This window comes from Silanimonas lenta DSM 16282 (assembly GCF_000429065.1).
Lineage (GTDB): Bacteria > Pseudomonadota > Gammaproteobacteria > Xanthomonadales > Xanthomonadaceae > Silanimonas > Silanimonas lenta.
The window spans coordinates 71,889-93,011 of record NZ_AUBD01000001.1 but is presented as its reverse complement, the minus strand read 5'-3'; the positions used below and the strand labels follow the sequence as shown (position 1 = coordinate 93,011).

Annotated in this window: 19 protein-coding genes and 1 other RNA gene; 5 read left to right on the top strand and 15 right to left on the bottom strand. The window is 69.5% G+C overall.

From position 1 onward, the window contains the following. Nucleotides 1–16: 16 nt before the first annotated feature. The 12 genes from lysS to hrcA all read right to left on the bottom strand — a co-directional run bounded on the left by lysS (nucleotide 17) and on the right by hrcA (nucleotide 16,195). Nucleotides 17–1,534: a lysine--tRNA ligase gene (lysS, locus tag G408_RS0100450; RefSeq protein ID WP_028769485.1), complete on the bottom strand. Its 1,518-nt coding sequence runs from the start codon at nucleotides 1,532–1,534 to the stop codon at nucleotides 17–19. A gap of 96 nt (nucleotides 1,535–1,630) precedes the next feature. Further along, a protein-coding gene (gene prfB, locus G408_RS0100445; RefSeq protein WP_156890020.1) for a peptide chain release factor 2 occupies nucleotides 1,631–2,756 on the bottom strand; the annotation gives its coding sequence in 2 pieces (ribosomal slippage) (nucleotides 1,631–2,683 and nucleotides 2,685–2,756; 1,125 coding nt in all). Nucleotides 2,757–2,808: 52 nt separating this feature from the next. Beyond that, complete coding sequence (gene recJ, locus G408_RS0100440; protein ID WP_028769483.1) at nucleotides 2,809–4,527, bottom strand: single-stranded-DNA-specific exonuclease RecJ; 1,719 nt, start codon at nucleotides 4,525–4,527, stop codon at nucleotides 2,809–2,811. Continuing rightward, the gene (locus tag G408_RS15500; protein WP_051282448.1) at nucleotides 4,524–5,486 is read right to left on the bottom strand and encodes a hypothetical protein; all 963 of its coding nucleotides are present in this window, start codon (nucleotides 5,484–5,486) and stop codon (nucleotides 4,524–4,526) included. Before G408_RS15500 ends, recJ begins: the two co-directional genes overlap by 4 nt. Before the next feature lie 10 nt (nucleotides 5,487–5,496). Continuing rightward, nucleotides 5,497–5,973 carry a transcription elongation factor GreA gene (gene greA / locus G408_RS0100430; RefSeq protein WP_028769481.1) on the bottom strand — a complete coding sequence of 159 codons (477 nt, stop codon included), beginning with the start codon at nucleotides 5,971–5,973 and terminating at the stop codon, nucleotides 5,497–5,499. Then, the gene (gene carB, locus G408_RS0100425; RefSeq protein ID WP_028769480.1) at nucleotides 5,970–9,197 is read right to left on the bottom strand and encodes a carbamoyl-phosphate synthase large subunit; all 3,228 of its coding nucleotides are present in this window, start codon (nucleotides 9,195–9,197) and stop codon (nucleotides 5,970–5,972) included. Before carB ends, greA begins: the two co-directional genes overlap by 4 nt. Nucleotide 9,198: 1 nt before the next feature. After that, complete coding sequence (carA, locus tag G408_RS0100420) at nucleotides 9,199–10,335, bottom strand: glutamine-hydrolyzing carbamoyl-phosphate synthase small subunit (RefSeq protein WP_028769479.1); 1,137 nt, start codon at nucleotides 10,333–10,335, stop codon at nucleotides 9,199–9,201. A 167-nt stretch (nucleotides 10,336–10,502) separates the two neighbouring features. Next, a complete protein-coding gene (locus tag G408_RS0100415; RefSeq protein ID WP_028769478.1) occupies nucleotides 10,503–11,228 on the bottom strand; it encodes a 4-hydroxy-tetrahydrodipicolinate reductase in 726 nt (241 codons plus the stop codon). 43 nt (nucleotides 11,229–11,271) lie between these two features. Then, nucleotides 11,272–12,393: a molecular chaperone DnaJ gene (gene dnaJ / locus G408_RS0100410; protein WP_028769477.1), complete on the bottom strand. Its 1,122-nt coding sequence runs from the start codon at nucleotides 12,391–12,393 to the stop codon at nucleotides 11,272–11,274. Nucleotides 12,394–12,505: 112 nt separating this feature from the next. Continuing rightward, a complete protein-coding gene (gene dnaK, locus G408_RS0100405) occupies nucleotides 12,506–14,419 on the bottom strand; it encodes a molecular chaperone DnaK (RefSeq protein ID WP_028769476.1) in 1,914 nt (637 codons plus the stop codon). Between the two features lie 126 nt (nucleotides 14,420–14,545). Further along, nucleotides 14,546–15,094 carry a nucleotide exchange factor GrpE gene (gene grpE, locus G408_RS0100400; RefSeq protein ID WP_028769475.1) on the bottom strand — a complete coding sequence of 183 codons (549 nt, stop codon included), beginning with the start codon at nucleotides 15,092–15,094 and terminating at the stop codon, nucleotides 14,546–14,548. 51 nt (nucleotides 15,095–15,145) lie between these two features. Next, on the bottom strand, nucleotides 15,146–16,195 hold the full coding sequence (hrcA, locus tag G408_RS0100395) for a heat-inducible transcriptional repressor HrcA (protein WP_028769474.1): 1,050 nt from the start codon (nucleotides 16,193–16,195) through the stop codon (nucleotides 15,146–15,148). Between the two features lie 133 nt (nucleotides 16,196–16,328). On the opposite strand from hrcA, the gene recN reads away from it, so the two are divergent. Then, complete coding sequence (gene recN / locus G408_RS0100390) at nucleotides 16,329–18,002, top strand: DNA repair protein RecN (protein WP_028769473.1); 1,674 nt, start codon at nucleotides 16,329–16,331, stop codon at nucleotides 18,000–18,002. A gap of 7 nt (nucleotides 18,003–18,009) precedes the next feature. Here recN and fur read toward each other — a convergent pair whose 3' ends face one another. Then, on the bottom strand, nucleotides 18,010–18,417 hold the full coding sequence (gene fur / locus G408_RS0100385) for a ferric iron uptake transcriptional regulator (RefSeq protein WP_028769472.1): 408 nt from the start codon (nucleotides 18,415–18,417) through the stop codon (nucleotides 18,010–18,012). 97 nt (nucleotides 18,418–18,514) lie between these two features. On the opposite strand from fur, the gene G408_RS0100380 reads away from it, so the two are divergent. Further along, nucleotides 18,515–18,907, top strand: coding sequence for an outer membrane protein assembly factor BamE (locus G408_RS0100380; protein ID WP_028769471.1), 393 nt, complete (start codon nucleotides 18,515–18,517; stop codon nucleotides 18,905–18,907). Between the two features lie 52 nt (nucleotides 18,908–18,959). Here G408_RS0100380 and G408_RS14975 read toward each other — a convergent pair whose 3' ends face one another. After that, nucleotides 18,960–19,256 carry an RnfH family protein gene (locus tag G408_RS14975; protein WP_245584236.1) on the bottom strand — a complete coding sequence of 99 codons (297 nt, stop codon included), beginning with the start codon at nucleotides 19,254–19,256 and terminating at the stop codon, nucleotides 18,960–18,962. Next, entirely contained in the window at nucleotides 19,253–19,693 is a 441-nt protein-coding gene (locus tag G408_RS0100375; RefSeq protein ID WP_028769470.1) for a type II toxin-antitoxin system RatA family toxin, read from the bottom strand. The genes G408_RS14975 and G408_RS0100375 overlap by 4 nt, the downstream gene beginning before the upstream one ends. A gap of 33 nt (nucleotides 19,694–19,726) precedes the next feature. Here G408_RS0100375 and smpB point away from each other — a divergent pair, with 33 nt between their 5' ends. The 3 genes from smpB to G408_RS15200 all read left to right on the top strand — a co-directional run bounded on the left by smpB (nucleotide 19,727) and on the right by G408_RS15200 (nucleotide 21,093). After that, entirely contained in the window at nucleotides 19,727–20,224 is a 498-nt protein-coding gene (gene smpB, locus G408_RS0100370; RefSeq protein ID WP_028769469.1) for an SsrA-binding protein SmpB, read from the top strand. A gap of 90 nt (nucleotides 20,225–20,314) precedes the next feature. After that, nucleotides 20,315–20,667: a transfer-messenger RNA gene (gene ssrA / locus G408_RS14970) on the top strand. 249 nt (nucleotides 20,668–20,916) lie between these two features. Beyond that, the gene (locus G408_RS15200) at nucleotides 20,917–21,093 is read left to right on the top strand and encodes a hypothetical protein (RefSeq protein ID WP_169719194.1); all 177 of its coding nucleotides are present in this window, start codon (nucleotides 20,917–20,919) and stop codon (nucleotides 21,091–21,093) included. Nucleotides 21,094–21,123: the final 30 nt, after the last annotated feature.

The following is a 21,123-nucleotide window of genomic DNA, read 5'->3' as shown; positions in this document are numbered from 1 at the left end:
GATGGGATTCACGCTTTCATGCCTCGGGCCGCATGTAGGGGAACAGCAGCACGTCGCGGATCGAGGCCTGGCCGGTGAGCAGCATGACGAGGCGGTCGATGCCGATGCCAAGACCGCCGGTGGGCGGCAGCCCCACCTCGAGGGCGCGGATATAGTCGGCATCGAAGTGCATGGCCTCGTCGTCGCCGGCCTCCTTGGCCGCCACCTGGGCGAGGAAACGGGCCGCCTGGTCCTCCGGGTCATTGAGCTCGGAGAACCCATTGGCGATCTCCTTGCCGCCGATGAAGAGCTCGAAGCGGTCGGTGATGCCAGGCTCGGTGTCGCTCTCGCGGGCCAGCGGACTCACCTCCACCGGGTAATGGGTGATGAAGGTCGGTTGCACCAGACTGCCCTCGACGAGCGTCTCGAAGAGCTCCAGCAGCAGCTTGCCCCAGCCGTAGGACGGCTTCACGTGGATGCCGTGGCGGGCGCAGTGGCACGCCAGCGCCTCGCGGTCGCGGCAGTCGGCGGCGGTGATGGCAGGGTCGGCCTCGCGCACGGCCTCGTCCATGCGCCGGCGGCGGAAGGCAGGCCCGAGGTCGATCGCCCTGCCCTCCCATTCCAGCGCGGTGCGGCCCAGCACCTCCTGTGCCACGTCGCGGATGAGGCCTTCCGTCAGGTCCATGATCCCGGTGTAGGTGGCATAGGCCTCGTACAGCTCGAGCATGGTGAACTCGGGGTTGTGCCGGGTGGACACGCCCTCGTTGCGGAAGTTGCGGTTGATCTCGTAGACGCGCTCGAAACCGCCGACCACGAGGCGCTTGAGGTACAGCTCGGGCGCCACGCGCAGGTAAAGATCGATGTCGAGCGCATTGTGGTGGGTGACGAAGGGCCGCGCCGTGGCACCGCCAGGGATGTAATGCATCATCGGCGTCTCGACCTCGAGGAAGCGTCGGGCGTCCAGCCAGCGGCGGATGGCGCCGACGATGCGCGAGCGGGTCTCGAACACCGCCTTCGATTCGGGGCTGACGATGGTGTCGACATAGCGCATGCGGTAGCGCTGCTCGACGTCGGCAAGGCCATGGAACTTGTCGGGCAGCGGCCGCAGGGCCTTGGTCAGCAGGCGGATCGCCGAAACCTTCACCGAGAGCTCGCCGGTGCGGGTGCGGGTGAGCCCGCCCTCCACCGCCACGATGTCGCCGATGTCCCAGCCCTTGAAGGCCTCGTAGGCCTCGCCGAGGTCGGCGCCCACGAGATAGAGCTGGATGCGCCCGCTCATGTCCTGTACCTGGGCGAAGGCGGCCTTGCCCATCACCCGCTTGGCCATCAGCCGCCCGGCGATGCGCACCACCCGGCCCGAGGACTCGAGCGCCTCGGCGGTCCAGCGCTCCTTGTCGGCGTATTCGGCCTGCAGGTCGCCGGCGTAGTGCTCGCGCCGGGCATCGTTCGGAAAGGCCACGCCACGCGCACGCAGGGCCGCCAGTTTCGCCCGGCGCTCGGCGATGAGGCGGTTCTCGTCGAGGGCGGGCAAAGCAGTGTTCGGCTGGTCGGACATGGCGGGCGGTGGAGGGGAGATGCGGGAAAGGAGAGAGGGGAAAGGAGAGAGGGGAGAGGAGAGAGGAAAGAGGAAAGAGGGCGGGTGGCGGTCGCCTCAGGCCGCGTCGCTGCGCTTGGCGCCGGCCTCGAGCCCCATCTTCAGGCTGGCCTCGACGAACTCGTCGAGATCGCCATCCAGCACCTTCTGGGTATCGGAGCGCTCGACGCCGGTACGCAGATCCTTGATACGGCTCTGGTCGAGCACGTAGTTGCGGATCTGGCTGCCCCAGCCGATGTCGGACTTGGTGGCTTCCACCGCGTCCTTCTCGGCATTGCGCTTCTGCATCTCCAGCTCGTAGAGCTTGGCGGCCAGCATCTGCATCGCCATGTCGCGGTTCTGGTGCTGGCTGCGGCCGTTCTGGCAGGCCACCACGATGCCCGTCGGCACGTGGGTGATGCGCACCGCCGACTCGGTCTTGTTGACGTGCTGGCCGCCGGCGCCGGAGGAGCGGTAGACATCGACCTTGAGGTCGGCGGGATTGATCGCGATGTCGATCTTGTCGTCCACCTCGGGCGAGACGAACACCGAGGTGAAGCTGGTGTGGCGGCGGTTGTCGGAATCGAAGGGCGACTTGCGCACCAGGCGGTGCACGCCAGTCTCGGTCTTGAGCCAGCCATAGGCGTAGTCGCCCTCGACGCGCACGGTGGCCGACTTGATGCCGGCCACTTCGCCGCCGCTGACTTCCATCAGCTCGGTCTTCCAGCCGCGCGACTCGCACCAGCGCAGGTACATGCGCAGCAGCATCTCGGCCCAGTCCTGGGCTTCGGTGCCGCCGGCGCCGGCCTGGATGTCGAGGTAGGCATTGGCGGCATCCATCTTGCCGCTGAACATGCGCTGGAACTCGAGCTTCTCGAGCTTGGCCTGGCTGGCATCGACATCGGCCACCACGGCCTCGAAGGTCTCGAGGTCGTTCTCCATCTCCACGAGCTCGAGCAGCTCGAGTCCGCCGCTCAGCGCCTCGTCCAGCGACCTGATGCCGTGTACCACCTTTTCCAGCGAGGCCCGTTCGCGGCCGAGGGCCTGCGCCCGCTCCGGCTCGTTCCAGACCGTCGGGCTCTCCAGCTCGCGGCTGACTTCCTCAAGACGCTCGACCTTCCGGTCGTAGTCAAAGATACCCCCTCAGCGCATCCAGCCGGCCCTTGAGCTCGGCGATGCGCTGGCGCACGGGATTGGTTTCCATGGCGCGTTCCCGGTGATTCGAAAGACCGCGGATTCTAGCAGGCCCGGCCACATCAGGCCGGCCACCAGTGGCGCACCAGCAGCTGCACGTCGCGCCGGCCGGCAAAATCGTCGAGGTCGAGACCGAAGGCCAGACGCACGCGGGATGGCGGCGCGCCGAGGGCCGCGCCGCCGAAGTGGATCGCCGCCACCGGCCCGGGCCTGCCCGGCATGCCGAGTTCGAACTTCAGGTGCCGACCGGCCAGGACCCGCCAGTGCCGCACCTCGAACTCGCCGTCGAACAGCGGCTCGGGAAAGCCCTGCCCCCAGGGACCGGCAAGGCGCAGGGCCTCGGCGGTGGGGCGGTTGAGCTCCTGGGGAGCGAGTTCACCATCGCTCCAGAGCTCGGCCTCGCGCAGCTCGTCGGTGAGGTGGCGGGCCACGGCGGCTTCGAAGGCCCGCCGGAAGGACTCGAGGCGCGCCTGTTCGAGCGCCAGCCCTGCGGCCATGGCATGGCCGCCGTAGCGCAGGATCAGGCCGGGATGGGCGGCATCGACCTCGGCCAGCACATCGCGGATGTGCAGGCCGGGAATCGAGCGCGCCGAGCCGCGCAGGGTGGCCGCGCCGGGCTCGGCCGGAGCGAAGGCGATCACCGGGCGGTGCAGCTTCTCCTTCAGCCGGGAGGCCACGAGACCGACCACGCCGGGATGCCAGCCGGGATCGAACAGGCAGTAGGCATCATGCCCTCCTTCCGGCAGCGGCAGGGCCAGCGCCGCCGCCTCGGCCTCCTCCACCATCTGCTGCTGCAGCTCGCGGCGCTCGGCATTGATGGCATCGAGCTGGCGCGCCAGGATCTCGGCACGACCGGCATCGTCGGTGAGCAGGCATTCGATGCCGAGGGTCATGTCTTCCAGCCGCCCCGCGGCATTGATCCGCGGCCCGATGCCAAAGCCGATGTCGCTGGCGGTGAGCAGTGGCAGGCGGCGCTGCGCCACCGCGGCCAGGGCGAGCAGCCCGGGCTGCCCCTGACCGGCGCGCAGGCGCCTGAGGCCGGCGGCCACCAGCAGGCGGTTGTTGTAGTCGAGCGGCACGAGGTCGGCGACGGTGCCCACGGCCACCAGGTCGAGCAGGCTGGCGAGATCGGCCTCGCCGCCGGGCTCGCCCAGGGCGCGCAGGCGTGCCCGTAGGGCGAGCAGGAGGTAGAACACCACGCCCACCCCCGCCAGCGCCTTGCTCGGGAAGCCGTCGCCGCGCAGGTTGGGATTGACGATGGCATCGGCCCTGGGCAGCACCTCGCCAGGCAGGTGATGGTCGGTGACCAGCACCCGCCAGCCGCGGGCCCGGGCGGCCTCCACCCCGGCAAGGCAGGCGATGCCGGAATCGACGGTGATGACGAGGTCGGGCGCGATCGGCGCCAGCTCCTCCTCCACCAGGGCTGGAGAGAGCCCATAGCCATGGGCGATGCGGTGCGGCACGCGGTAGGAGACACGGCGCGCCCCGAGCAGGCGCAGGCCACGCACCGCCACCGCCGTGCCGGTGGCGCCATCGCAGTCGAAATCGCCCACCACCACGATGTGGGCATCATGGCGCAGGGCCTCGTGCAGCAGCGCCACGGCCGCCTCGATGCCGCCCAGTGCGGCCGGCGAGAGCAGCCGGGCGAGGCGCAGCTCCGCCTCCCCGGCCGAAGTGATGCCGCGCGCGGCATAGAGCCGGCGCAGCAGCGGCGGCGTGTCGGCGGGCCAGTCGCCCAGTGCCGGCACCGGCCGGCGGCGCAGGACCGGACCGGGACTCACGCCGGGAATCCCGGATAAGGTGGCTTCCAGACGTGCCAGCGCTGCGAGCGCATGAGATGCAGCACTTCGCCATCGGCGAAATCGAGCACGAGGCGGGCGAGCGCGCCCTGCCCCAGCGCCGACCGGCCGAGCGCCACCAGCGCCTCCACTGCCGCCCAGCGCCGCTCCGCCCGAAGATCGATGAGCCCGGGGCGCGTGGCATCGATCCCGGTCCCGACTTCGGCGCCCGCGGCGCGGGCATAGGCGGCGAGCTCGGGATCGGCCGTGGCCACCCGTCCCGCCGGGCCTTCCACCCGGTCGGGCAGCCGCCCCCCGCCCCAGAACCACAGGCTGTTGGCCGGTGGCAGACCGCGGCGCTGGCGCTCTGCATTCACCGGATGCTGGTGCAGCAGCATCTGGGCCTCGCCCAGCAGGCTGCGCCAACGGCGGGCCTCCGGCCCCTGCGGCAGGTGGGGGAAGGCATCGTCGCCGAGCGCCGCCAGTGGGTGCGGGAACCCGGGCAGGCGGGTCTCCGGCGGGCATTGCAGCACCCACGCCTCCGGGCCGCGCAGCACCAGGGCATGGCCGAACTCTCCGAACAGGGGCCGCAGCGGGGCGGCGAGCGCGTCCGCCTCCTCGGCAGCAAGCCCGAGATTGGCCCAGGCCATCAGCCGCGCGGTGCCGAGATCGGGACGCAGCCAGACCGGATCGGCCCGCAGCCAGAGGAAGGGCTGCAGATCCTGCTCCGGGCGCTCCAATGCCTCGATCAGTACGGCGCTCGGCCAGTGCCCGGCGGGCAGAGGCTGGAAGGTGCGGCGCAGCTGGGCCAGTTCCCCCGCCTCGGCCCGGACCGTGACGGCACGCCCCAGGGCCCGGGCGATGGCCGGGGAAACCGCCTGCCCGGCGAAATGGCGGCGGGCGGGCAACAGCAGCACCAGGGTCTGTGCCGCCTCGCCGGGAGTGCGCGCAGAAGGCGCCATCCGCGCCCCGTCAGCCGATATAGCGGACGGCGGTGATCTCGTACTCGCGCTGCCCGCCCGGAGCGTCGATGGTCACGGTATCGCCCTCGTGCTTGCCGATCAGCGCCCGCGCCACCGGCGAGGACACCGAGATCAGGCGCTGCCTGATGTCGCTCTCCAGATCGCCGACGATCGTGTAGGTCACCCGCTCGTCGGTATCGACATCGGCCAGTTCCACGGTGGCGCCGAAAACGATGCGCGAGCCGGCATTGAGCGAGCCGATGTCGATCACCTGGGCATGCGAAAGGGTGTATTCGAGTTCCTTGATGCGGCCCTCGATGAAGCCCTGCTGCTCGCGGGCGGCATGGTACTCGGCGTTCTCCTTGAGATCGCCATGGGCGCGGGCCTCGGCGATCGCCTCGATCACCTTCGGCCGGTCGACGGTCTTCAGGCGCTCGAGCTCCTCGCGCAGCCGTGCCGCGCCCTTGCTGGTGAGGGGGGCCCTCATGCGGAAATCTCCCTGTGCAGTTCCTGCAGCGAGCTGACGCGCGGGTTGTTGCGCGCATCGATGGCATTCACCAGGGCCCGGGCACCGGCAACGGTGGTCGAGTAGGTGATGCGGTGCTGCAGCGCCTCGCGGCGGATCGAGAAGGAATCGGCGATGGCCAGCTTCCCCTCGGTCGTATTGATGACGTAGCTGATCTCGCCGTTCTTGATCAGATCGACGATGTGCGGCCGTCCTTCGGCCACCTTGTTGACGCGCTCGACCGGCAGCCCCTGGGCGGCAAGGAACTTCGCCGTGCCATCGGTGGCCACCAGGGTGTAGCCGCGGGCCAGGAGGTCGCGGGCGATCGGGGTGAGCCGGGGCTTGTCGGCATCACGCACCGAGCAGAACACCTTACCCGGCGGGGGTGCCTTGATGTTGGCCGCCTCCTCGGCGCGGGCGAAGGCATCCTCGAAGGTCGGCCCGATGCCCATGATCTCGCCGGTGGAGCGCATCTCGGGGCCGAGGATCGGATCGACGTTCTGGAACTTGGCGAAGGGGAAGATCGCCTCCTTCACCGAGAAATACGGCGGAATGATCTCCTTCGTGGCGCCCTGCCCCGCCAGCGTCTGGCCGGCCATGCAGCGTGCCGCGATCTTCGCCAGCGGCCGGCCGATGGCCTTGGAGACGAAGGGCACGGTGCGCGAGGCACGCGGGTTCACCTCCAGCAGGTAGATGGTCTCCCCCTGGATGGCGAACTGGGTATTCATCAGGCCGACGACCTTCAGGGCACGGGCCAGCTTCACCACCTGCTCGCGCAGCCGGTCCTGGAGTTCCTTCGACAGGGAATACGGCGGCAGCGAGCAGGAGCTGTCGCCCGAGTGCACGCCAGCCTCCTCGATGTGCTCCATGATGCCGCCCACCAGCACGTCGCCGTCCCGGTCGGCGATCACGTCGACATCCACCTCGACGGCATTGTCGAGGAAGCGGTCGAGCAGCACCGGCGAGTCGTTCGAGACCTGCACCGCCTCGCGGATGTAGCGCGAGAGGTCCTCGTCGGAATACACGACCTCCATCGCCCGGCCGCCCAGCACGTAGCTCGGGCGCACCACCAGCGGATAGCCGATCTCGCGGGCCATGGCCAGGGCCTGCTCGGCATTGCGGGCCGTGCGGTTCGGCGGCTGCAGCAGGCCGAGGTCTTCCACCAGCTTCTGGAAACGCTCGCGATCCTCGGCAAGATCGATGCTGTCCGGCGAGGTGCCGATGATCGGCACGCCATTGGCCTCCAGCGCGCGGGCGAGCTTCAGCGGGGTCTGGCCGCCGTACTGCACGATCACGCCCTTCGGCTTCTCCAGATCGACGATCTCCAGCACGTCCTCGAGCGTCAGCGGCTCGAAGTACAGGCGGTCCGAGGTGTCGTAGTCGGTCGAGACCGTCTCCGGGTTGCAGTTGACCATGATGGTCTCGAACCCGTCCTCGCGCAGGGCGAGTGCCGCGTGCACGCAGCAGTAGTCGAACTCGATGCCCTGGCCGATGCGGTTCGGGCCGCCGCCGAGCACCATGATCTTCTCGCGGTCCGTCGGCTGCGCCTCGCACTCGTCCTCGTAGGTCGAGTACATGTAGGCGGTCGAGGTGGCGAATTCGGCGGCGCAGGAATCCACCCGCTTGTACACCGGGCGCACGCCGAAGGCCCGGCGCAGGGCGCGCACGGCCGACTCGTCGGTGCCAACGAGCTGGGCAAGGCGCGCATCGGAGAAGCCGGCGCGCTTGAGCGCGCGCAGGCGCGGCCCGTCGAGGCCGGAAAGGCCTGCGGCTGCCACCTCGCGCTCCATGGCGACGAGTTCCTCGATCTGGTCGAGGAACCAAGGATCGATGTACGAGAGCCGGTAGACCTCCTCCACCGACAGCCCGGCACGGAAGGCCTCGGCGACATGGAACAGCCGCTCCGGACGGGCCTCCTTGAGCTCGCGCTTGATCCGCGCCAGCCCCTCCTCGCCGCGCTCGGCATCGCCGGTCGGATCGAGGCCGACCTTGCCGATCTCGAGGCCCCGCAGGGCCTTCTGCAGCGATTCCTGGAAGGTGCGGCCCATGGCCATCACCTCGCCCACCGACTTCATCTGGGTCGTCAGGCGGGCGTCGGCGGCGGCGAACTTCTCGAAGGCGAAGCGCGGGATCTTGGTGACGACGTAGTCGATCGAGGGCTCGAACGAGGCCGGGGTCAGGCCGCCGGTGATGTCGTTCTTCAGCTCGTCCAGCGTATAGCCGACGGCCAGCTTCGCTGCGATCTTGGCGATCGGGAAGCCGGTGGCCTTGGAGGCCAGCGCCGAGGAGCGCGAGACGCGCGGATTCATCTCGATGACCACCATGCGGCCGGTCTGCGAGTTGATGCCGAACTGCACGTTCGAGCCGCCGGTATCGACGCCGATCTTGCGCAGCACGGCGATCGAGGCATCACGCAGGCGCTGGTATTCCTTGTCGGTCAGCGTCTGCGCCGGCGCCACGGTGATCGAGTCACCGGTATGCACGCCCATCGGATCGAGGTTCTCGATCGAGCAGACGATGATGCAGTTGTCCGCCTTGTCGCGGACGACCTCCATCTCGAATTCCTTCCAGCCGAGCACCGACTCCTCGACCAGGACCTCCCCCACCGGCGAGAGGTCGAGACCACGCTTGACGATCTCCTCGAACTCCTCGCGGTTGTAGGCAATCCCGCCGCCCGAGCCGCCGAGCGTGAAGCTCGGACGGATGATCGTGGGGTAACCGACCTTGGCCTGGATCTCGACCGCCTCCTCGAAGCTCCTGGCCACCGCGGCCTTCGGGCATTCGAGGCCGATCTCCTGCATCGCCACGCGGAACAGCTCGCGGTCCTCGGCCATGCGGATGGCCTCGCGCGAGGCGCCGATCAGCTCGACGCCGTGCGCCTCGAGCACACCGCTGTCGGCGAGCTCGAGGGCGCAGTTGAGCGCCGTCTGCCCGCCCATCGTCGGCAGCAGGGCATCCGGCTTTTCCTTGGCGATGATCCGCTCCACCGTGGCCGGGTTGATCGGCTCGATGTACACGGCATCCGCCATGTCCGGGTCGGTCATGATCGTCGCCGGATTCGAGTTCACCAGGATCACCCGGTAGCCCTCGGCCTTCAGCGCCTTGCAGGCCTGGGCGCCGGAGTAGTCGAACTCGCAGGCCTGGCCGATGACGATCGGGCCGGCGCCGATGATCAGGATCGATTGGAGATCGGTGCGCTTTGGCATCTCAGCGGGCTCCCTGCGGATGGGCCTGCATCAGCCCGATGAAACGGTCGAACAGGCCAGCCACGTCGTGCGGGCCAGGGCTGGCCTCGGGGTGGCCCTGGAAGCTGAAGGCCGGGACGTCGGTGCGGGCGATGCCCTGGTTGCTGCCATCGAACAGCGAGCGATGGGTGACGCGCAGGGTGGGCGGCAGCGTGGCCTCGTCGACGGCGAAGCCATGGTTCTGGCTGGTGATCATCACCCGGCCGGAGTCGAGGTCCTGCACCGGGTGGTTGGCGCCATGGTGGCCGAACTTCATCTTCAGCGTCTTCGCCCCGCTGGCCAGGGCCAGGAGCTGGTGACCAAGGCAGATCCCGAAGGTCGGGATCTTCGCCTCGAGGATCTCGACAATCGCGGCGATGGCGTAATCGCAGGGCGCCGGGTCGCCGGGGCCATTGGACAGGAACACGCCGTCGGGCTTCATCGCCAGCACCTCGGCCGCCGGGGTCTTGGCGGGCACCACCGCCAGGCGGCAGCCGCGGTCGGCCAGCAGGCGCAGGATATTGGTCTTGATGCCGAAGTCGTAGGCGACGACGTGGAAGCGCCCATCGGCCTTCGCAAAGGCGCCGCGGTCGAGGTCCAGCGAGCCTTCCGTCCACTCGTAGGCGCGGTCGGTGGTGACCACCTGCGCGAGGTCCAGCCCCTTCAGGCCTGGGAACTTGCGGGCCGCTTCGATGGCCGCCTCGGCGTCGATGTCGCCCGCCATCAGCGCCCCGTTCTGGGCACCGCGCTCGCGCAACAAGCGGGTGAGCTTGCGGGTGTCGATGCCGGCGATCGCCAGCACGCCACGCTTTTCCAGCCAGGCCGGCAGCGCCTCGCGGCTGCGCCAGTTGCTGGGGCGGCGCGGCACGTCGCGCACGATCAGGCCAGCGCACCAGACCTTCGCTGCCTCGTCGTCTTCCGGCGTGCAGCCGGTATTGCCGATGTGCGGATAGGTCAGGGTGACCATCTGCCGCGCATAGGAAGGGTCGGTGAGGATTTCCTGGTAACCGGTGAGCGCGGTGTTGAACACCACCTCGCCCACGGAGAGGCCAGGCGCACCGACGGAAACGCCCTCGAACACGGTTCCGTCTTCGAGTGCGAGGATGGCGGGTTGGGTCACTTCGATCGCCCTTGTGGTGGGGAGACTCGCGCGGCGTGCGCATCTCCTGCACCCGCCAGGGACGGGCGCAAGGGAGAGGAGTCAGGCGAGCCGGGATTGTAGCCGTGAAGCCAGGCGGGCGCCAGCGGAAACAGGCGCGGTGGAAGGCCGATGTCCGCTCGCCAGGTTCAGGCCCGTCGCTTGCCGGCCACCCAGTCACGCATGGTGTAGCAGCCGGGCGGACGGCCCGCCAGCCAGGCGCCCACGGCAAGGGCGCCGCGGGCGAAGATGTCGCGCGAGGTGGCGCGGTGCGCCAGTTCCAGCCGCTCGCCGGCCGAGGCGAACTGCAGCCAGTGCTCGCCCACGATGTCGCCCGCGCGCAGGCTGGCATAGCGCGGCCGGGCACCCCCGGCCTCGGCCGCGGCGCCGAGTGCCAGCGCCGTGCCCGAGGGCGCATCCTGCTTGTGTACGTGATGGCTCTCCACGATGTCGAGGTCCCAGCCCGGCAGGGCGCGCGCCGCCTGCTCGACGAGTTCGGAGAGCACAGCCACCCCGAGGCTGAAGTTGGCCGCCCACAGTACCGGCACCTGCCGGGCCGCGGCTTCGAGCGCCTCACGCTGGCGCGGGACAAGCCCGGTGGTGCCACTGACGAAGGCCGCCCGTCGCGCCACCGCCAGGGCCAGCGCGGCATCGAAGGCCTCGGGCAGGCTGAAGTCGATCATCAGGCCGAACGCCGGCGCCTCGGCAAGCCGTTCGGCCGGCAGCGCCAGTCCTTCCGGCAAGCCAAGACCGCTGGTACGACGTGCCACCGCGGCCACGAGGTGCAGCGCCGGGAATTCCGGCAGCAGGGCGAGAAGGCGCTGGCCCATGCGGCCGGAAGCGCCGTGGACCAGAAGATCGACGGGAGTGCTCATGCCGCCAAGGCTACGCGCCGCGGCACGGAGGCCGCAACGCGAATCAGCCGGTCATGCGGTCCCAGAACGCCCTCACGCCATCGAAGAAGGTGCTCGACTTCGGCGAGTGCCGCGCCGCGTCCTCGCCCTCGAAGGTCTGCTCGAATTCCTCGAGCAGCTGGCGCTGGCGCGCCGTGAGGTTCACCGGGGTTTCCACCACGACCCGGGCATGCAGATCGCCGGGCTGGCGCGAGCGTACCGAGCGCACACCCTTGCCGCGCAGACGGAACAGCCTGCCGGTCTGGGTTTCGGCGGGGATCTTGATCTCCACCTCGCCATCGAGGGTGGGCACCACGATGCTGGCGCCCAGCGCCGCCTGCGAGAAGCGGATCGGGATCTCGCAGTAGAGGTCGTCGCCGTCGCGCTCGAACACCGGATGCGGTCGCACCTGGATGTCGACATAGAGATCACCGTTCGGCGCCCCGGGCTGGCCGGCCTCGCCTTCGCCCTGCAGGCGGATGCGGTCGCCGGTATCGACGCCGGCTGGGATCTTCACCGACAGCGTCTTCTCGCGGCGCACCCGGCCAGTGCCATGGCAGGCGCGGCAGGGCTTGGGGATCAGCCGGCCGCTGCCACCGCACGCCGGGCAAGGCTGCTGCATTTGGAAGATGCCGCGCTGGATGCGCACATGGCCCATGCCACGGCAAGTGCCGCAGGTTTCGGTCCTGCGGTCCTCGGCTCCCGTGCCGTCGCAGGCCTCGCAGGCCGCCATGGTCGGCACTTCGATGCGCTTCTCGACGCCGGCCACGGCTTCCTCGAGATCGAGCTCCATCACATAGCGCAGGTCCGAGCCACGGCGCGGCCCACGTGGCCGGCCACCCCCGAAGATGTCGCCGAAAATATCGCCGAAGATGTCGCCCATGTCGGCATAGCCGCCATGACCGCTACCGCCCATGCCCTGCTCGAAGGCGGCATGGCCGTGCTGGTCGTAGATGCGGCGCTTGCTGGCGTCGGAGAGCACGTCGTAGGCCTCCTTGGCCTCCTTGAACGCCTCCTCCGCCGCTTTGTCGCCGGGATTGCGGTCAGGGTGGTATTTCATCGCCAGGCGGCGATAGGCCTTCTTGAGCTCGTCCTCCGACGCGCTCTTCGAAACGCCCAGCACCTCGTAGTAGTCCCGCTTGCTCATCGCCGCCCCGTTCCCGACGCAAAACACCTTCGCGCAAAACCCGCGACGAGCGTTCTTGCCGCTCGATCGCGGGCTGCCCTGACCCGACAGCGCATGCGCTGCCGGACCCGCATCACTTGTCCTTCTTCACCTCGGTGAACTCGGCATCCACCACGTCCTCGGCCTTGCCGGCCGGGGTACTGGGAGCCTCCTCCGAAGCCCCCGGAGCAGCGGCGGCCGCGGCATACAGCGACTGCGCGGCTTGGGCCAGAGCATTGGTCTTGGCCTCGATCTGCGCCTTGTCGTCGCCCTTCACCGCCGACTCCAGCTCTGAGAGCGCCGCCTCGACCGCGGCCAGCTGCTCGCCCGGCACCTTGCTGCCATGCTCCTTGATAGCGGTGCGGGTCTGGTGCACCAGGGCATCGGCCTGGTTACGGGCGGTCACCAGCTCGTGGAACTTCCTGTCCTCCTCGCGGTGCGCCTCGGCGTCCTGCACCATGCGCTGAATCTCCTCCTCGGACAGGCCCGAGCCGGCCTTGATCTCGATCTTCTGCTCCTTGCCGGTCTTCTTGTCCTTGGCCGAGACATGCAGGATGCCGTTGGCGTCGATGTCGAAGGTCACCTCGATCTGTGGCATGCCGCGCGGCGCCGGCTCGATGCCGGCGAGATCGAACTTCGCCAGCGACTTGTTGTAGCGGGCCTGCTCGCGCTCACCCTGCAGCACGTGCACGGTGACGGCGCTCTGGTTGTCCTCGGCGGTACTGAACACCTGCGAGGCGCGGGTCGGGATGGTGGTGTTCTTCTCGATGATCTTGGTCATCACGCCGCCCAGGGTCTCGATGCCCAGCGAGAGCGGAGTCACGTCGAGCAGCAGCACGTCCTTCACCGAGCCGCCCAGCACGCCGCCCTGGATGGCGGCACCCACGGCCACGGCCTCGTCCGGGTTCACGTCCTTGCGCGGCTCCTTGCCGAAGAACTCGGCCACCGCCTGCTGCACCTTCGGCATGCGGGTCATGCCGCCCACCAGGATCACCTCGGTGATGTCGGAGGGACGCAGGCCGGCATCGTTGAGGGCAATCCGGCAGGGCTCGATCGACTTCTTGATGAGATCGTCGACCAGCGCCTCGAGCTTGGCACGGGTGAGCTTGATGTTGAGGTGCTTCGGCCCCGAGGCATCGGCCGTGATGTAGGGCAGGTTCACCTCGGTCTGCTGCGAGCTGGAAAGCTCGATCTTGGCGCGTTCGGCGGCATCCTTCAGGCGCTGCAGGGCGAGCGGGTCCTTGCGCAGGTCGATGCCCTGCTCCTTCTGGAATTCCTCGACGAGGTAGTCGATGACGCGCTTGTCGAAGTCCTCGCCGCCGAGGAAGGTATCGCCGTTGGTGGCCAGCACTTCGAACTGCTTCTCGCCGTCGACGTTGGCGATCTCGATGATCGAGACGTCGAAGGTACCGCCGCCGAGGTCGTATACGGCGATCTTGCGGTCCTTGGCATCGCCCTTGTCGAGACCGTAGGCCAGGGCCGCCGCGGTCGGCTCGTTGATGATGCGCTTGACCTCGAGGCCGGCGATGCGACCGGCGTCCTTGGTGGCCTGGCGCTGGCTATCGTTGAAGTAGGCCGGCACGGTGATCACCGCCTCGGTGACCGGCTCGCCCAGGTAGGCCTCGGCGGTCTTCTTCATCTTCGCCAGCACTTCGGCCGAAATCTGCTGCGGCGCCATCTTCTTGCCGTCGGCCGTGACCACCCAGGCATCGCCGTTGTCATGGGCGACGATGCCGTAGGGCACGAGGTCGATGTCCTTCTTCACCTCCGGATCGGTGAACTTGCGGCCGATCAGGCGCTTCACCGCATAGAAGGTGTTCTTCGGATTGGTGACGGCCTGACGCTTGGCCGAGGCGCCGACGATGGTCTCGCCATCCTTGGTGAAAGCGACGATGGACGGCGTGGTGCGATCGCCTTCCGCGTTCTCGATCACCTTGACGTTGCCGCCTTCCATCACGGCCACGCAGCTGTTGGTGGTGCCGAGGTCGATACCGATGATCTTGCCCATGTGGGGTCTCCTCAAAAGGGGGTCGTAGCCAGTTCCGGGGGCGGCGCGGGACGCCGCGGTCTGCGTTCGGAGGTGGGTGCGGCGGCGGGGATTTCAAGCCCGCTTCACGCCACGGGGCGAAGCCATTCAGTTCGCGCCCTCGCTCTCGGCCGCGACGACGACCAGGGCCGGGCGCAGCAGGCGTTCGTTGAGCACGTAGCCGCGCTGCAGCACATCCACCACGGTCCCGGGCGCGGCGCCGGTGCCGGGCACCTGGGTCACGGCCTGGTGCCATTCCGGATTGAAGGCCTCGCCCTTGGGATGCAGCTCCGAGAGGCCGTTGTCGGAAGCAGCCTTGAGCAGCTGGCGCAGGGTCAGCTCCAACCCTTCCTTCAGCGGATGCGGTTCCTCGCCCGCGGCCTTGAGGCCGGCATGCAGGCTGTCGAACACCGGTAAAAGCTCGCCGAGCAGGCGCTCGTTGGCAAACCGGCGCGCCATCTCGATCTCGCGAGCCATGCGACGGCGCTGGTTCTCCAGTTCCGCCCGCTCGCGCAGGCTCTCCTCGCGCAGGCTGGCGAGCTGCATCCTGAGTTCGGCGTTCTCGGCTTCCAGCGCCGTCTCCGGGCGCTGCTCGCCGAGTGGCGCGCCGCCAGCGGCGGCCTCGGTCGATTCGACCGGGTCGTGTTCCTGGTTCATCGTGGTGCTTCCCCGCCGCAGGCGCGGCTGTTGACGGACGGATGAGACGGGTTATGGAGGCGGGGTATCGGTTTTCAAGGCCCGCCCCACGAGCTCGGCGGTGGCCTGCACCATCGGGATGACCTGCTCGTAGGCCATGCGGGTGGGACCGATCACCCCTAGCACCCCGAGTACCCGGCCGTTCACGGCATAGGGCGCGGTGACCACGGTGCAGCCGCCCAGCGGCGCCAGGCCGGTCTCCTCGCCAATGAAGATGCGCACCCCCTGGGCCCGGGCGCAGCGCTCCAGCAGACCGAGCAGCTCGCGCTTCTGGGCGAAGGCCTCGAACAGGCCGCGCAGGCGCTCGACATCGGCGAGATCGGGGCTGTCCATCAGCCGGGTCTGGCCGCTCACCAGCACGTCCTCGCTGCCCTCGGGCAGGGCCTGCTCGCTCAGGTCCACCGCCGCCGCCAGGGTACGCTCCAGCGCCGAGCGGGCCTCCTTCAGCTCGCGCAGCAGCGAGGCGCGGATCTCCGGCCAGGTGCGGCCGGCGTAGTGGCGGTTGAGGTAGTTCGAGGCCTGCTCCAGTTCCTCCGGCGTGTAGGGGCGGCGGGTCTGGATGATGCGGTTCTGCACCTCGTGATCCATGAACACGATCACCACCAGCACCCGCTGGGCATCGATCGACACGAACTCGATGTGGCGGAAGGCGAAGGCGGCGCGCTGCGGCACCGTGACCACGCCCACCGAATGGCTCATCGAGGACAGCAGCTCGGTGGCTCCGGCAAGCAAGCCCTGGGTGCCCTGTCCCTGCGGCAGCTGGCGGCCAAGCGCGCTGAGCAGGGCCTCGTCAGGGGCGGGCCACTCGATCAGGCTGTCCACGAACACCCGGTACCCCTGCACCGTGGGCACCCGTCCGGCACTGGTATGCGGCGCCGCCACCAGGCCCAGCTCTTCCAGGTCGGCCATGATGTTGCGAATGGTGGCCGCGCTCACGTCCAGCCCGGACTGCCGCGCCAGGGTGCGCGAGCCCACCGGCTCGCCATGCTCGATGTATTGCTGCACCAGGGAGCGCAGCAAGTGCCGGGCGCGGGGATCGAGACGGTCGGTGACGGGCGGCATGGGGCGGTACGGGGGTGGATGTCGCATAGATAAGACCGCCCCCTGCCGATGGCAAGCGTTGGCGTGCCGGTGGCTGGATGCTAGCGTTCGCGCTCGCTCGCGGCCGCTGGCCGGCCGCCGGACCCCGGATGCCATGCTCACCCTGCTCTCCTTGCGTGATTTCGCCGTCGTCCATGCCGCCGAACTGCGTCTCGGCCCCGGCATGACGGTGATCTCCGGCGAGACCGGCGCCGGCAAGTCGCTGCTGGTCGATGCCCTGCTCTGGCTTTCCGGTGCCCGCGCAGACGCCGGCATGGTCCGCGCCGGCGCCGCCCGCGCCGAACTGGCGGCCGAGTTCGAGCTCGCCGATGCCCCAGCCGCCGCCGCCTGGCTGGCCGAGAACGCGCTCGACGAAGATGGTCACTGCCAGCTGCGCCGGGTCGTGAAAGCCGACGGCGGCTCCAGGGCCTGGATCAATGGCCGGCCGGTGACTCTCTCCCAGCTCTCCCAACTCGCCACCCGGCTGGTGGGCATCCACGGCCAGCATGAACACCAGGCCCTGCTCGAGCGCCCGCGCCAACTGGCCCTGCTGGATGCCTTCGGCCGCCACGAGGCCCTGCTGGCGCCGGTGGTCGAGGCCGCCCGCGACTGGACCGAGGCCGACCGCGCCCTGCAGCAGCTGGAGGAACGTGGCGATGTCGGCGAGCGGGCCGCCTTCCTGCGCCACCAGTTGCAGGAACTGGAGGCCGAGGCCCTCGAGCCCGAGGCCCTCGACACCCTGCTCGCCCGGCACCGACGCGCCAGCCACGCCGGCGCCCTGCTGGAAGCCCTGGGCCGCGCGGCGGCCCTGCTCTCCGACGAGGACGGCGCGGCCGCAGCCATCGGCCCGGCGCTCTCGCAGCTTTCGCGCTGGACCGAGGCCGAGCCACGGCTCGGCGAGGTGCTGGAACTGCTGGAATCGGCCCGGCTGCAGCTGGGCGAGGCCAGCCAGCGGCTGGATGCCCTGCGCGAGGGCCTCGACCTCGATCCCGAGGCCCTGGCCGAGCTCGACCGCCGGCTCTCGCGCCTGCACGACCTGGCACGCAAGCACCGCACCGACCTGCCCGGCCTGGCCGGCCGCCGCAGCGCCCTGGCCGCCGAACTCGCCGGGCTCGAGAACGCCGGGGAGCGGCTGGCCGCCCTCGCCGACGCCCGCGAGGCCGCCGCCCGCCGCTGGCGCGAGGCCGCGGCGCGGCTCTCGGCGGCACGCCGCGAACAGGCCGCGCGGCTGGCCGAGGCCGTCACCGCCCTGATGCAGGAACTCGGCATGGCCGGCGGCCGCTTCGACGTGGCGCTCGAGCCGCTGGACGATCCCCGGCCCCAGCCCGGCGGGGCCGAGCGCGCCGAGTTCATGGTCAGCGCCAATCCTGGCCAGCCGCCGCGCCCCCTGCGCCGGGTGGCCTCGGGCGGCGAGCTGGCACGCCTGTCGCTGGCCATCGAGGTCGCCACCCTCGGCCTCGACGACACTCCCACCATGGTGTTCGACGAGGTGGATTCCGGCATCGGCGGCGCCGTGGCCGAGATCGTCGGCCGGCTGCTGCGCCGTCTCGGCAGCTCGCGCCAGGTGCTCTGCGTCACCCACCTGCCGCAGGTGGCGGCGCAGGGCCACACCCACTACCGGGTGAGCAAGGCGAGCGCCGACGGCGAGACCCGCAGCGCCCCGGAGAAGCTCGATGCCGCCGCGCGGGTGGAGGAGATCGCCCGCATGCTGGGCGGCGTGGACATCACCGCCGCGGTGCGCACCAGCGCCCGGCAGATGATCGAGCGCGCCGCCCGCGAGGCGGCATAAGACCGGCCTATTTCCGCTTCTTACGGACGTACAGCACCAGCGAGTGGTCCTCGATCTCGTAGCCGTGCTTGGCGGCGATGGCCTGCTGCAGGGCCTCGATCTCCGGGCTGTGGAACTCCACCACCTTGCCGCTGTCGAGATCGACCATGTGGTCGTGGTGGCCGCCCTGGTTCAGTTCGTACACCGCCTGGCCGCCCTCGAAGTGGTGCTTCAGCACCAGACCTGCGGCCTCGAACTGGGTGAGCACGCGGTACACGGTGGCAAGGCCGATGTCGTCGCCCTGCTCGAGAAGGACGCGGTAGATGTCCTCGGCGGTCATGTGCTTGGCCGCCGGCTGGCGCTCCAGGATCGAGAGGATCCGCATGCGCGGGATGGTGACCTTGAGGCCGGCCTTGCGCAGGTCCTGGGATTCCATCGGCATTCCTCGCGCGCTCCTGAACGGCGCCGCCGCAGCCGCGGCAGGCGATGGCTTCGAGTGTATCATCGCGGGATTCCCTGCCCAACGAGTTCCCATGCGCCGACTCCTGCTCGCCCTGGCCATCGCCGCTCCGGTCCTGCTCACCGGGTGCCTGTACCGGCAGCCGGTCTTCCAGGGCAACCTGCTCGAGGAACGCAACGTGGCGCAGCTCGAGGCCGGCATGAGCAAGCGCCAGGTATTCCTGCTGCTCGGCTCGCCCTCGGTGGCCGACCCCTTCCGCCAGAACCGCTGGGACTACGTCTCCAGCGAGCAGCGCGGACATGGCAAGCCCGAGGTCAAGGTCTTCACCGTGCACTTCGAGGGTGACCAGCTGGTGCGCTGGGAGGGCGAGTTCTTCCCCGAGGCCGACAGCGCCATCGCCCGCGAGCAGGTGCAGCGCTTCGGCCCCAACCTCGCCCGGGACAAGGACAAGCGCCGCGGCCGCTGAAGACCGCCCTGCTCTACCAAGTCCTGTCTGCCAGCGCTCGACGCCCCGCCCTTCAGCGGGGCGTTTTCGTTGCTGCCGCCCGCTCGCGGCGTGCCCGTTTCGGGTCGGTGGGCAGGGGGCGCAGCAGCTCCAGCCGGTCGCCATGACGCAATGGCGTCTCCGGCAGGACCGGACGGCCATACACCGCGCAGGCCGCCGGCGCCAGCGCCGCAGCGGGCCAGCCCGGGCAGGCCCGGCGCAGGGCCGCAAGCGCGTCTGCCACCGTGGGGGTTCCCTCCAGCCACAATGCCTGCCGCCAGGCCCGCCCGGCCTCGGCATAGACCACCTCGATCCCGGCAAGCGCCGTCACGGGCGCGCCCGGTCCTCGGCCCGCGCAATGCGGCAGAAGTCGTCGACCAGCCTGTCGGCCAGCCCCTGAAAGCCGATGGCAAGGGCATTGCCCACCAGGGCTCCGGCCACGTCGAAACCGAGATCGAGCGACACCTTGCAGGCCTCCTCGTCGAGCGCATGGAAGGCCCAGTGCCCCTCGAGGCGGCGGAACGGGCCATCCACGAGTTCGAGATCGAGGCGTACCGGCTCCACCCAGCGGTTGCGGGTGGTGAAGCTGGTGCGCAGCCCCGCCAGCTTCAGGTGCAGCCGCGCCACCATGCCTCCGGCATCGCGCTTCAGCACCTCGGCCCCCTCGCACCAGGCGAAATGCCGCGGGTAGTGCTCCACCTCGTTCACCAGGTGGAACATGCGGCTCGCCGAATGCATCACGAGGGCGTGGCGCTGGATGCGGGTCATCGTCCGGGGCTGCCCGTGCGACAATGACGGGCTATGGCGGGAAAAAAGAAAGCGAAGGATACCGAATCCGCGGGCGGCACCATCGCCCTCAACAAGCGTGCGCGCCACGAATACACGCTGGGCGACCGCTACGAGGCCGGGCTCGCCCTGCAGGGCTGGGAGCTCAAGGCGATCCGCGCCGGCCGGGCCAACATCGGCGATGCCTACGCCCTGGTGAAGGACGGCGAACTGTTCCTGTTCGGCGCCCAGATCACCCCGCTGGTACAGGCCAGCAGCCATGTGCTGGCCGACGACCGCCGCACCCGCAAGCTGCTGCTGCACCGGCACGAGATCGACCGGCTGGTGGGGCGGATCGAACGCGATGGCTACACCCTGGTACCCGTCGCCCTTTACTGGAAGCGGAACAAGGTGAAGCTGGAACTGGCCCTGGCCAAGGGCAAGCGCGAGCACGACAAGCGCGAGGCCAGCCGCGACCGTGACTGGCAGCGCGAGAAGCAGCGCGCCCTGCGCGCACGCAACAAGGACGCCTGAGCGCCTGAACACCGGCCGGCCGCGGGCTTGTGCCGCGGGCGGTGCGTCCCCATACTGCCGGGGTCAGTCATCACGACGACCGTCTCATCCGGGGGTGTCCTGGCTTCGACGGGGGTTGCGAAATGACCTGGCGCATGCCGAGGGGGCTGCTTTCCTCGTAAATCCAGCGGCAAACCATCAGACGCCAACGACGACGTCTACGCTCTGGCCGCCTAAGGCCTGGCCCCGAACCCACTTGTGTCCGTGCTCGTGGATGTAGGGTCACTATCACGGAATGGCCGGTGGCGGCGACCCGCCAACCGCCGGCGAGACCAAGCGGGTGTGTCCTGCGGCGTGCTTCGCACACCGTGTTGCCGCAGGCCGAGAACCAACGGTGAGCTAAGCATGTAGGGCCGGGCATGGAGTGCCTTCGGACGGGGGTTCAACTCCCCCCACCTCCACCAACACCCCAAGGCCAACCGATCTCGGTTGGCCTTTTTTCTGCCCGCAACGCCAGTATTGGCGCGGTTTCCGGGCGGCGCCTTGCGGACGCGCACGCCGTCCGAGCGCCGTTCCCGCCCCGACAGGGCCTCTCTGTTCTCGGTTTTTCTCTGCGGCCCGTGGTAGGAACCGAAGGCCACCTCCTTGCCTGACAAGGACTTAGAGACCCCGGGTTGCGGTCGGAGACTGCCTTGCAACGGCGACCGAAGTAAGTGGGTGAGCCCGACGTGAAAAAGACCCCTTCCGCGCTCAAGTGGCTCGCCGAGAGGCGCGCCCGCACGGCCCGCGACTTGGCGCAAAACCTGCGCTTTCTGCAGCGCGTGCAACACGAGATCAAGACGCTCGAACTCGGCCTCGAGAGTTTCTTCCCCAACTCTTCCCGTCATTGACGAACGCACGTCTTCAGGGCAATACTTTTG

What these genes read in the sequence shown, in the direction of transcription:
- G408_RS15500 (WP_051282448.1), bottom strand. Translation starts at nt 5,486, where the DNA reads ATGGCGCCTTCTGCGCGCACTCCCGGCGAGGCGGCACAGACCCTGGTG.
- recN (WP_028769473.1), top strand. Translation starts at nt 16,329, where the DNA reads ATGCTCACCCTGCTCTCCTTGCGTGATTTCGCCGTCGTCCATGCCGCC.
- G408_RS0100380 (WP_028769471.1), top strand. Translation starts at nt 18,515, where the DNA reads ATGCGCCGACTCCTGCTCGCCCTGGCCATCGCCGCTCCGGTCCTGCTC.
- hrcA (WP_028769474.1), bottom strand. Translation starts at nt 16,195, where the DNA reads ATGCCGCCCGTCACCGACCGTCTCGATCCCCGCGCCCGGCACTTGCTG.
- dnaJ (WP_028769477.1), bottom strand. Translation starts at nt 12,393, where the DNA reads ATGAGCAAGCGGGACTACTACGAGGTGCTGGGCGTTTCGAAGAGCGCG.
- G408_RS0100415 (WP_028769478.1), bottom strand. Translation starts at nt 11,228, where the DNA reads ATGAGCACTCCCGTCGATCTTCTGGTCCACGGCGCTTCCGGCCGCATG.
- lysS (WP_028769485.1), bottom strand. Translation starts at nt 1,534, where the DNA reads ATGTCCGACCAGCCGAACACTGCTTTGCCCGCCCTCGACGAGAACCGC.
- dnaK (WP_028769476.1), bottom strand. Translation starts at nt 14,419, where the DNA reads ATGGGCAAGATCATCGGTATCGACCTCGGCACCACCAACAGCTGCGTG.
- smpB (WP_028769469.1), top strand. Translation starts at nt 19,727, where the DNA reads ATGGCGGGAAAAAAGAAAGCGAAGGATACCGAATCCGCGGGCGGCACC.
- fur (WP_028769472.1), bottom strand. Translation starts at nt 18,417, where the DNA reads ATGGAATCCCAGGACCTGCGCAAGGCCGGCCTCAAGGTCACCATCCCG.
- grpE (WP_028769475.1), bottom strand. Translation starts at nt 15,094, where the DNA reads ATGAACCAGGAACACGACCCGGTCGAATCGACCGAGGCCGCCGCTGGC.
- G408_RS0100375 (WP_028769470.1), bottom strand. Translation starts at nt 19,693, where the DNA reads ATGACCCGCATCCAGCGCCACGCCCTCGTGATGCATTCGGCGAGCCGC.
- greA (WP_028769481.1), bottom strand. Translation starts at nt 5,973, where the DNA reads ATGAGGGCCCCCCTCACCAGCAAGGGCGCGGCACGGCTGCGCGAGGAG.
- carB (WP_028769480.1), bottom strand. Translation starts at nt 9,197, where the DNA reads ATGCCAAAGCGCACCGATCTCCAATCGATCCTGATCATCGGCGCCGGC.